General features: G+C 73.5%; 9 protein-coding genes. All 9 read right to left on the bottom strand.

The window, feature by feature from the left end; translation table 11 throughout:
* Positions 1–52: 52 nt before the first annotated feature.
* Positions 53–661, bottom strand: a complete 609-nt coding sequence (locus tag WA788_RS20770; RefSeq protein ID WP_335979489.1) for an NIPSNAP family protein — start codon at positions 659–661, stop codon at positions 53–55.
* A 92-nt stretch (positions 662–753) separates the two neighbouring features.
* Complete coding sequence (locus tag WA788_RS20765; RefSeq protein ID WP_335979487.1) at positions 754–1,134, bottom strand: toxin-antitoxin system YwqK family antitoxin; 381 nt, start codon at positions 1,132–1,134, stop codon at positions 754–756.
* 202 nt (positions 1,135–1,336) lie between these two features.
* A complete protein-coding gene (locus WA788_RS20760) occupies positions 1,337–2,371 on the bottom strand; it encodes a hypothetical protein (protein WP_335979484.1) in 1,035 nt (344 codons plus the stop codon).
* 10 nt (positions 2,372–2,381) lie between these two features.
* Positions 2,382–4,517, bottom strand: a complete 2,136-nt coding sequence (locus WA788_RS20755) for a glycoside hydrolase family 36 protein (RefSeq protein WP_335979482.1) — start codon at positions 4,515–4,517, stop codon at positions 2,382–2,384.
* Positions 4,518–4,575: 58 nt separating this feature from the next.
* Positions 4,576–6,186, bottom strand: coding sequence for a glycoside hydrolase family 26 protein (locus tag WA788_RS20750; RefSeq protein WP_335979480.1), 1,611 nt, complete (start codon positions 6,184–6,186; stop codon positions 4,576–4,578).
* The gene (locus WA788_RS20745; protein ID WP_335979479.1) at positions 6,179–7,390 is read right to left on the bottom strand and encodes a glycosyl hydrolase; all 1,212 of its coding nucleotides are present in this window, start codon (positions 7,388–7,390) and stop codon (positions 6,179–6,181) included. Before WA788_RS20745 ends, WA788_RS20750 begins: the two co-directional genes overlap by 8 nt.
* Before the next feature lie 44 nt (positions 7,391–7,434).
* Entirely contained in the window at positions 7,435–8,343 is a 909-nt protein-coding gene (locus tag WA788_RS20740; protein WP_335979477.1) for a carbohydrate ABC transporter permease, read from the bottom strand.
* Positions 8,344–9,348: an ABC transporter permease gene (locus tag WA788_RS20735; RefSeq protein ID WP_335979476.1), complete on the bottom strand. Its 1,005-nt coding sequence runs from the start codon at positions 9,346–9,348 to the stop codon at positions 8,344–8,346.
* Between the two features lie 11 nt (positions 9,349–9,359).
* Complete coding sequence (locus WA788_RS20730) at positions 9,360–11,078, bottom strand: extracellular solute-binding protein (protein WP_335979474.1); 1,719 nt, start codon at positions 11,076–11,078, stop codon at positions 9,360–9,362.
* Positions 11,079–11,161 lie beyond the last annotated feature (83 nt).

Genomic DNA, 11,161 nt, shown 5'->3' with positions numbered 1-11,161 from the left:
GTGTCCGCGCGCCCGGGGGTCGGGCGGCCCTCGGCGAGCACGCCGGTCGGGCTCAGTGCAGGGGCGAGATCGCGGTCGGGATGCCGATGCTGGAAGTGGCGTGGGCGATGTTCTGCGGGCCGTTCTCCGGCGGCCAGATCCCCCGGTCGTAGGACTCCTTGCGGATCTCCAGCCGGGCGTTGAGATCCGGGAACGGCCAGATGTGGGTGATCCTGGGGATGCCGTCCAGGCCGTACATGGCCGCGGTCAGCGGGTACATCCGGGTCCGTTCGGGTACCGCCTTGCGCCAGCCGCTCATCGTGGGGTTCAGGCCGCCCAGCTTCAGGTGGTAGGTGCGGAACTCGTACACGCCCCCGTACGCGCCCGGGGTGACGTCCGGGAGGAAGGGGAACATGCGGTAGGTCTCCACGGTGAAGTGGTCCAGGTGGTCACCGATGCCGAACGGGTCGGCGCTGGTGAGCAACCGCTCGCGCTCCCGGGCCAGTTCGGCGGCGTCCTCGAAGCCGCGCAGCACCAGCAGCCGGCCGAAGATCTCGCCGTGCTCGGTCTCCCAGCAGCCCAGCAGCCGCCCGGGCGCGCCGGCCGTGTAGGACTCCAGCGGTCCGAGCACGTCGGGCACCGCGAACAGGGTGACCTGGAGGGTGGCGATCTCGTACAGCATCTGCGGTCCTCGTTCCGGGAGGAGGGGTTCCGGGTCTCCAGGATCGCGTGCGGCCCGCCACACCGTGTCGGCGCCCCCTGCCAGGGCCCCCGTTACCAGGCGGAGTGCTCGGACTCCTGGTCGGCGAAGCGCCACGTCATGGTGGGCAGCCCCTCGCGGTCCCACTCGTAGTGCTCCAGCAGCGTGGTGCGCTCGTCGAAGACGCGGCTGACGGCGAGCACGCCGTTGGGGTGCCAGTCCTTGAACTCGCCCACCACCTGGCCCATCCGCAGCGAGCCCTTCGAGCGGAGGGTGCCATCCGGGTACCACTCGATGGACGGGCCGTCGGGCACGCCGTCCCGGTAGGTGCTCAGCGCGACCCGGGCCTCACCCGCGAACTCCTCCACCTCGCCGGTGAACAGTTCGTTCCGATACACGACGCGCAGTTCCTCGTCCTTGCCGACGTCCGGATCGTCGAAGTTGATGCGCTGCACCGGCCTCACTCCTGTCCCAGTCCCCTTTGTTCCGTTCCGCCCCGCGACGCCCGTGCGGCGGCGGCCGTCCGCCCGCGCCACCAGCCGGGCGGAAGACCGTACCGGACCTGCCTGGACCCCAGTATGGCCGCCCCGGGGCGCTTCGGTGACCGCCGATCGTGCCGAATCGCCCGACAGGCCCCAAGCGCCCCGGAAGGTGCGCTCAGCCGACTTCGGCGGCCGGCCGCTCGGAGGTCCGCGCGAGCCACGCGGCCGCCTCCGCGGGCGGGAGGACCGCCTCGAGCGCCACCTCACCCGGCATTCCGGCGAAGAGCCGCCCGGCAGGCCAGCTGCGGACGTACGACGGCGGGTCGAGGACGAGCACGCGGACGCCGTCCACCGGCGGGATGTCGGCGGGGATGCCCTCGTTCCAGATCACGGTGCCGTCGGCCGCCGCCAGGTCGAAGGAGCCGGTGGTGTCGGGTGCGGGCGTGCCCGGGGACGCGTCGCGGCAGACGGCCGCGGCAGGCGCGGCGGGCGCCTCGCCGGGCAGGTGGCCGCCGCCGACGAGTTCGGCGGCGAGCAGCGTGTGCAGCTGGAAGTTGTCGCCGAGGCCGCTGATCCGCAGCCGGTAGCCGGTGCCGGTCGGGCGGTGCAGCACCACCAGCGGCTCGTCGTCGAGGACGGCGAGCATGTAGCGCAGGTACTTCAGGCCGCCCCCGGTCGCGTCGCCGAGCCGCTCGGCGGCGTCGATCAGCGCGGAGCGGTCGGGCACGGCCTGGCGCACCGCCTTGTGGTTCAGCACCGCGACCGCGGCCATCTCCCACTGCGGCAGCGTCCACCACGCCTCGGTGGCGGGCTGGCCGACCCGGTCGAAGACGGCGTCCTCGGGGTTGGTCCGCTGCGGGTCGGGCAGGTCGCCGCCGCCGGTGGCCGCCCACCGCGCGGTGAACTCCTCGGCGGCGGCGAGCGCTTCGCCGAGCCCGGCGAGGACGTTCGGCGCGCAGGCGGCCGGGTCGGCGCCGCGCTCCACGGCCGCGCCGACCACCACCGCGACCACCGACCGCGGCCCGAGCGGCACTTCCGGCGCCAGCGCCGCCAACCGCGGTGCCACAGCGGCCAGTTCCCCGTCGTCCGCCGTCTGGAACATCTCCTGGAGCCGCCCGAACGCGCCCCCCGAGGCGTGCGCGTCCCGCGCCCGCACGGCGGTCTCGAAGTCGGCGACCGCACCCGCAAAACTGCCCTCTGCGCCTGTCACCCGCCCCACCCTATCGGCCGTCCGGGCCCCTTGCGTCAGGGCCGGGCCGGGGGCGGCGGAGCCAGATCGCGGTCGCGGAGTGGGGGGACGGGGGGTGCCAGCGCAGGGTCGCGGCTTCGACGGTGGGCGGCGGGCCGTGGTGGAGGGCGGCGGCGGGGGCGAAGGGGGCACCCGGGGGGAGGGGGACGGTGATCGGGGTGGTGGGGGGATCGGCGAAGGCGTGGAGGACGGCCAGGGCGCCGGTGCCGTCCGCGGTCGTACGGACCAGGGCCTGCCAGCCGGCCGGTGCCCCGTAGCCGCCGGTCGGCGGACCGTGGCGGCGCCACCGGCCGGAGGCGAGCGCGGGCCGGGCCAGGCGGTACAGGGCGAGCGCTTCGGCGGTGAGCCCCCACTGCGCGGCGTCGAGGGCGAGGAAGTCGCCGGACAGGCAGAAGCGGCCCAGCAGCCCGGCGGCGAGCTTGTAGACCAGTTCGCGCGGCGTGTCCGCGGCCCGCGGCACCACCCACACCAGCGAACGGGCCCCGGGCACCAGCCGGTTGGCGTCGGCGGCGACGATCGGCAGGTGCGCCCCCTCCATCGCGTCGGAGCCGGACGCGAGGTCGCTGACGGACATGCTCGCCGGGTCCAGCCGGTGCCCGCCGGACGCGCAGTTCTCGATCACCACGCCCGGCAGCCTGGCCCGCAGCGCGGCGAAGAAGTCCAGCGCGGCGGCGACCTGCCGGCGCAGCCCTTCCCCCGGCGACTCGGCGCCGTCGCAGCCGGCGCCGAGCGGTTCGTTGTAGTCGATCTTGAGATAGCCGATGCCGTTGGCGTCGACCAGTTCGGCGATGCGGTCGAGCAGCAGCGCGGCGGTGCGCGGCCGCCGCAGGTCCCAGAAGCGGCGCCGGCCCGCGGTGACCGGCACACCGTCGCGGTGCAGCAGGTGCTCGGTGCAGGAGAAGGCGGTCGAGTTCTCGTCGCACGTCTCGGCCTCGACCCACAGCCCCAGCGCGAGCCCGTGCTCCCCCACCGCCTTCGCGGTCGCCGCGAGCCCGCCTGGGAAGGCGTCCTCCTTCACCCGGTCCCAGTCGCCGTGCCCGCCGGCGTACCACCCGGCGTCCGCCACCAGGTACGCGACGGACGTGCCGGCCAGCCGTTCGGCCATCGCGACCAGCCGGTCATGGCTGGGGCGACCCCAGGTGGTGGCGAACTCGTTGGCGACGGCGGGCAGTTCGTACTCCCCCGCGCGGTCGCGCGGGCCGCGCGCGTCCTGCATGGCGACCAGCCGCCGGAAGCAGCCGTCCACCGCGTCCCGGCCGGACGCGTCCGAACCGGCGCCCCCGCCAAGGGGGTTCACCGTCAGCCAGGCGCGCGGCGCGGCGAAGCGCTCCCCCGGCGCCAGCGTCTTCCGCCAGTGCCCGAAGTCCCCGTCGGCGAGCCCGCCGGCCACCGACAGGGGCCCGCCGCGCCGGTACAGCTCGATCTGCCAGGACCCGGGCCAGCACAGCGCCGCGCCCCACACCGCGCCGGCCGCCCGGTCCTCGACCGCGACGCAGGGGGCGTGGTCGCGGACCGGCATGGTGCCGAGCTGGCCGTACCGCAGCACCCGCAGCGCCTCGCGCGGCCACCCCTCCAGGCCGAGTTCGCCCAGGTCCTGGCTGGTGAGCCGGCCCTCGCTCGACCAGCCGCCGCGTATCCGGTGCACCACGGTGCCGGCGGGGGCGCCGGCCGCGGGGATGCCGTCCAGGCAGAAGCTGCTGAGGAGTTGGAGAGTGAGCGGGCGGCCGGTGCCGTTGACGGCGACCGTCTCGACCTCGACGCAGGGCTCGCCGCCGCGCCACCTCAGCACGTGGTCGGCGCGCAGGCCGCCGGGCGCGGCGAGTTCCACGGTGACCGTCACACCGTCCGCGGCCCGCTCCACCCGGTGGGCGCTGAGGGCGAGTTCGCGGGTCGTGGAGCGGTTGCGCAGCGTCGCGCCCTGGGACCACAGGTCCACCGACCGGTCACCGGTGACCGACAGCTGTACCAGCGGTTCCACCGCGCCGTCCGGCCGCGCCGCGCGGCCCGCGGCGGCGGTCGGCAGCAGCGTCAGCCCGACGGCCCCGGAGGTCGGGTCGTGGTCGTAGCGGGCGGTCATGTCCCCGCAGGGGACGGAGAACAGATGCACGGTGGCGGCGTCCGATCGTGAGGGGGCGGCCGGGGCGGGAGGCGGTGCGGGAGGCGGCTCAGCCGGCGGGGGCCGCCGCGGCGAAGCCGATCGTGTCCACGTTGACGTAGTCCCAGACGCCGGCCGCGCTGCGGTCGTCGTCCGGGTCGATCCGCAGCGCGACCGTGGCGCCGGCGGGGATGTCGACGGGGACGGTGACCATCGCGTACCGGGCGGGCAGGGTCCGGTCCACCGCCGGGAGGTGGACGTGCGCGGCGGCCGGCACGCCGTCGACGTAGACCGAGACGTACAGGTCGCCGTCGACCGGGCACAGGTAGCGCACCATCAGCGCGGCGGCCGCGGGCGACCCCGGGTAGGCCACCTCGGGGGCGGCGCCCGCGCCGGCCCGGATGAGGGAGGCGAGCATCCGCTCCCGCGCCCACGGGTCGCCGTAGGGCCGGGCCCTGGTGCCGGGCGGCTGGGTGAAGGTGCCGGTGTGCGCGCCGACGACGGCGGTGCCGCGCGGGTAGGCCGTCGGGCCGGGCGCGCCGGAGGGGTGGAGGGTGCCGGTGGCGGTCGGCCGGGGGCGGGGCAGCCGCCCGCGCGGGTTCCACAGGTGCTGGAAGCGCGCGGACGCGGCCGGGAAGAGGCAGGTGTCGTACAGGTCGTGGTTGCCGTCGCTGGCGTAGACGTTGAAGTACACGTTCCAGGCGACGTCGTGGGCGTTCATCCAGTCGTACATCCGCTGGACGAAGTAGGGGTTGTCGACACCGCCGTGCCCGGCCTTGTCCTGCCACACGCCCCACTCCGGCACGGCCAGCGGCTTGCCGTGGGCGGCGGCCAGCCCGGTGATCGCGTCGAGGCTCCAGGTACCGGCGGTGCGCAGGTCCTGCCACGCCTGCGCACGCTGCGCGTCGGTGGGCGGGACGCCGGGGGTGTAGGCGTTCCAGTCCTGGTCGTAGAGGTCGACGCCGACGTGGTCGACGTACGCGTCGCCGGGGTAGCAGCGGGCGAGGTCCACCCCGTCCTGGCCCGGGACCGGGTTCCACACCAAGGTGAAGTGCCCGCCGGGCACCGAGCGCACGGCGGTGGCGAAGTGCCGGAAGGCCGCGGCGAAGTCGGTCTCCCCGGCCGCGGTGCCGTTCGGGTCGTGCAGGGGCGACCAGGGGTACCAGTTGCCGTTGAACTCGTGGCCGAAGCGGAGCACCGCGTTGCCCATGCCCGCGTCGCGGAGGTTGCGGGCGAGGTCGGCGTAGTGGCCGTCGTACGCGCCGGCGGCGGCCTGCGCCAGGTCGCCCTGGCCGTCGGGGAAGGGGTAGGCGGCCCACACCATCCGCCGCGCCCACGGCGTGTGCTGCCAGAACGCCAGCCGCCCGGCGCCGGCCAGCGACGCCCAGCTGTCGCGCAGCAGGAAGTCCGCGGCGTGGGCGACCTCGCCGTCGATCCACTCGGCGAAGTCGCTGATCGCGCCGGGTTGCCGGTCCCAGTGGTAGACGCCCAGGCCCCGCCGGGCCGGGGGCAGGCCGTGCGGTGCCGCTGCCGTGGTGGCACGGGCGGCGGTCCCGACGGCTCTGGCGGCTCCGGCGGCGGGCGCGGCGATCCCGGACAGCGCGGCCAGCCCGGCGGCCGCGCCGGCCGCGCCGATGAGTCCGCGCCGGCCGATCCCGGCCACCGGCTCGCGCTCAGGCATCGGGACCGCCGAAGAGGGCGAGGAACTTCGCCGCCGACTGCGGGAACCCGGTCGTGATCGGGGTGCCGCTGCCGTCCACGCCGGGCGACAACTGGTGTGCCCCGTCGGAGGCGTTGACGTCGAAGTAGGAGGCGTAGGGCACGTTCGCGCCGACCATGAAGTCGTACATGTTCTGGATGAAGCCGGGGTTGTCCATCCCGCCGTGGCCGTCGGTGCGGTCGCAGACGCCCCACTCGGGGACGACCAGGTACTTGCCGTGGTCGCTCGCGAAGGTCTTCCAGTAGGCGAGGCCGTGGTCGCCGCCGTGGATGTCGGTGTCCCAGGCGGTCTGCTGGGCGGTGGCGATCTGCGCGGCGGTGGAACCCGCGGCCCAGGGGTAGGTGCCCGCCGCCCACGACTGGTCGTAGGCGTCGACGCCGACGAAGTCCACGTAGGAGTCACCGGGGTAGAGCTGGTCGGCGGGCTCCTGCTGGTAGCCGAGCGCGGGGTTCCAGATGAAGCGGAAGTCGGCGCCGGCCACCCCGCGCATGGAGCCGACGATCGCCTGGAAGGCGATGGGCCAGTGCGCGGGGTCGGCGGAGGCCCGCCAGGCGTACCAGCCGCCGTTGAACTCCCAGCCGACGCGCAGCCACGCGCTGCCCAGGCCGTTGGCGACGAGGGTCTTGGCGAGCGACTGGAAGTATCCGTCGTAGGCGCCCGCGGCGCCGTCCGCGAGCGACACCGGCACGCCCGCGGCGGTGCCCTTGACGGGCCCGCTCAGGTCCCAGGCGCCGGCGAGCATCGGGACCGACAGCACCAGGTTGCGGCCGGTGCCGGCGGCGATCCAGCTGCTCCAGGCGGGCAGCTGCCAGCTGGGGTCGGCGATGTTGTCCCAGGTGTCGGTGGCCAGGAAGTCCAGCCCCCACACGGCCGGGTCGCCCACCCACTGGGAGAAGGCGGTGACGTTCGCCGGCCCGGTCGGCGACCCCCACCGGTAGGCGCCCAGGTGCGGCACCCCGGTGCGGGCGGGCGCCACGGCCTGCGCGGCGGGGCGGGCCGCGGCGGTCGCACGGGCCGCGGCCGCGGCGGGCGAGGCGAGTGCGCCGGTCGCGGCGAGTCCCGCGCCCGCCGCCAGCCCGAGGGCGGCGCGCCGGCTCATCGGTCGGCGGGCGGGTGTTCCGGTCGTACGGTCGTGCGTACGGTCTTCGTGGGTGTGGTCGTTCATGGTGCAGCTCCTTCCGGTGGGGCGGTGGGCGGCGCGCGGCGGCGTCAGCCCTTGATGGCTCCGGTGAGGACTCCCTTCGTGAAGTAGCGCTGGGCGAAGGGGTACACGGCGAGGATCGGCACCGTGGCGATGACCACCACGGCCATCTGGACGGTCTGCGAGGGCGGCGCGGCCTGGTGCAGGTCGGTGACCGTGGACAGCTGCCCGCCCTGGAGGACGTACTCGTTGAGCACCTGCGGCATGGGCCACTTGGTGCTGTCGTTGAGGTAGAGCATCGCGTTGAAGAAGTTGTTCCAGTAGCCGACGGCGTAGAACAGCGCGATCACCGCGATCACCGCCCGGGACAGCGGCAGTACGATCCGCAGCAGGATGCGCAGTTCGCCGGCGCCGTCGATGCGCGCGGACTCCAGGAGTTCGGCGGGGATCTCCATGAAGAAGTTGCGCACCACCACCAGGTTGAACGCGCTGACCATGCCCGGCAGGATCAACGACCAGTAGGAGTCGACCAGTCCGAGGTTCCTGATCAGCAGATACTGCGGGATGATCCCGGCGCCGAAGAGCATCGTCAGCAGGATCAGGTAGAGCGCGGCCTTCGCGCCGGGCACGTCCTTGGTGCGGGACAGCCCGTAGGCGGTGGTCACCGTGAACAGCACCGACAGGGCGGTCCCGGCCAGGGTGATCCCCACCGACACCAGCAGCGCGCGGGTGACCACGTCGCCGGCGAAGATGCTGCGGTAGGCGTCCAGCGAGAAGGAGGTGGGCAGCAGGCCGCCGGAGTCGGCGGCCGCCGGCGTGGCGAAGCTGGACGCGACCACGTACAGGAACGGGTAGAGCATCACCGTGACGATCAGCGCGATCAGCACCGCCTTGGCCAACTGGGTGGCGGCGGCGGGCCGTTCGCGCCACGCCGGGAGTTCGGCCCGCCAGCCGGTCCGTTCGGTCCTGCTGCTCATCTAGAACACCCCCGACGTTCCGAACCGCTTGGCGGTCTTGTTGGCGACGACGACCAGGACGGTGCCGACCACGCCCTTGAAGATCCCGGCGGCGGTGGCCAGGCCCCAGTTCCCGCCGAGCACGCCGTTGTAGTAGACGAAGGTGTCGACGACCTGCGCGGCGTCGTTGCCCACCGCGTTCTGCTGGAGGATGATCTGCTCGAAGCCGACGGTGAGCACGTCGCCCATCCGCAGGATGAGCAGCAGCGCGATCACGTTGGCGATGCCGGGCAGGGTGATGTGCCAGGTGCGGCGCCAGGGTCCGGCGCCGTCGACGACGGCCGCCTCGTACAGCTCGGTGCTGATGGTGGAGATCGCGGCGAAGAAGATGATGGTGCCCCAGCCGGTCTCCTTCCAGATCACCTGGGCGGTGAGCAGGCCCTTGAACGTGCCCGCGTCGGTCATCAGGTGGGAGGTGCTCATCCCGACGTGCGACAGGAGCTGGTTGACGCCGCCGGTGTCACCCAGGACGTTCTGCCAGATGGAGATCACGATCACCCAGCCGATGAAGTGCGGCAGGTAGACGACCGACTGGACGATCCGCTTGATCCGCGGCGAGACCAGGCTGTTGAGCAGCAGGGCGAGCGCGATCGGCGCGGGGAAGGCGAAGAGCACCTGGAGCAGGCTGATGACCAGGGTGTTGCGGATCGCGGTGAGCGCCTGCGGGTCGGAGAACAGGTCCTGGAAGTTGGCGAGGCCCACCCACGGCGAGCCGCGGAAGCCCAGGAAGGGCGAGTAGTCCTGGAAGGCGGCGGCGTTGCCGAGCAGCGGCACGTACGCGAAGACGACGAAGAACACCACGCCCGGCAGGAACAGGGCGTACATCCACCGCTCGCGCCAGATCCGGACCCGCAACGGCCGTTTGGCCGCGGCCGGGTGGGCGGTGCGGCGGGTGCGGGGCCTGGGGGCGGGCCGCGGCCCGGGGGCGCCGCCGGCCGCCGGCCGGTCGGTGCTGTGCACGGTCACCGTGGGCCGCCCTACCGGCTCTTGGCCAGGGACTGCTGGAATTCCCGGCGGATCGCGTCGCCGCCCTGCGCGGCCCACTGGCTGCGCAGCTGCTTCAGCGCGCTGAGCGGTTTGCGCCCGGTGACGATGCCGACGAATGCGTCGTTGAGGTTCTGCTGGAGCGCGGGGCCCTTGGCCACCGAGGACTGCGAGATGAGGTTGACGGTCGGGTCGGCGACGGTGTGCGGGATCAGCTTCTCGGCCTGCTGCTGCGCGGTGACCGACATGTTGGGCGGCCCGGGCAGGTAGAGGACGGTCTCGGTGGGCTCGCAGAAGTACTGCCCGGCCAGTTCCGCGCGGCGGGCGGTGTTGGTGGACTTCACCGGGATGCCGTGCGTCAGGTCGTAGTTCCAGCCCTCGATGCCGTAGGTGAGGAAGGTGTTCTCCTCGCTGCCGAAGGGGGCGCCGAGGTAGTCGAGGATGCGCAGCAGCTCCTTGACCCGCTCCCTGCCCTTGGCGGAGGTGCCGACCTTCGCGGGGATGGCGAACATGCCGAAGATGCCGCTGGACTGGTAGAGCGCGGCGGTGCCGCCGTCGTGGCCGGGGGCGATGAGCGGGCCGAGGTCGGTGGCCCAGTTCCGGACACCGGGGATCGGCGGCACGTCGGGGAGGTAGGTGGTGTTCAGCGCCGCGCCGGACATGCCGATCTTGCCGGCGTTCCACAGCGCCATCTGCTGGTCGTAGGTGTTGGCGGCGGCGCCCGGGTGGAAGGCGCCGGCCTTCCACAGCTTGACGATGAACTCCGTGGCGGCCTCGAACTCGTCGGTCTCGATGTCCTTGGTGAGGGTGCCGTCCTTGGCCAGCCGCCAGTTGTTGGGCACGCCGAACATGTTGAGGATCGGCGTGGACTGCCAGTAGACCTGGAGCGAGGACAGCGCCCAGGTGTCCTTCTTGCCGTTCCCGTTGGGGTCCTTGCCGCTGAAGCCGGTGAGCATGGCGAACATCTCGTCGGCGTTCGCGGGCTGCGCGGTCATGCCGAGCTTGCGCATCCAGTCCAGCCGGAGTGTCGGGATGCCGCTCTGGAGCAGTGGTTCGGGGCGCGGCACCCCGTAGATGCGGCCCTCGACCGAGGAGTTCCGCCAGGCGTAGGACGGGAAGAGCGCGAGGTTGGGGTAGTCGCGGACGGCGTCGCTCGACAGGTAGTCGGTCAGGTCGGTGAAGGCGCCCTGGAGCACGGACTGCGCGGCGGCGGGGGCCTGCCCGGTGGCGGTGTTGAGGTAGAACAGGTCGGGGATGTCGCCGCCGGCGATGACGGTCGCGGTCTTCTGCGCGAGGTCGGCCGGTGAGACCAGGGTCGGCTTGATGTGCACGCCGAGCCGCTTGTCCAGCTCGTCGGCCCACCGGTTGTCCGCGGGCGGCGGCGGGGTGTACGTCACCTGGAACGTCGTGACGGTACCGCCGCGGCCGGGGGTCCCGCTGACGCTCCGGTACGGCTGCGGGTAGCGGGTGAAGGCCGCCGGTACGCCCGCGGTGCGGCTGACCACCTGCCCGGGCACCGGGCTCGGGGTCGCCTGCGTGGGCAGTCGCAGGTCCTTCACGTCGCCGTGCGGCACCTGGCTGCCGGTCCTGGCCGAGCAGGCCGTGAGGGCGCCCGTGCCCAGGGCCGCGCCTGCGGCCGCACCGGCCATGCCCAGTACCCGGCGTCTGCTGACGCCTTCCAGATCGCGGGGGTCGTTGCCCGGTCCGCTCACTGCTGTCACCTCTTCCCGAATGGGTCGGCCCGTCGAAGAACGGCGTGATGATGCGCTACATCAACGGCGCGCTCAAGGTATGA

It is taken from the genome of Streptomyces sp. CA2R106, assembly GCF_037034245.1.
In the GTDB taxonomy this organism is placed as follows: domain Bacteria; phylum Actinomycetota; class Actinomycetes; order Streptomycetales; family Streptomycetaceae; genus Actinacidiphila.
This window is presented reverse-complemented; position numbering and strand designations above follow the sequence as displayed.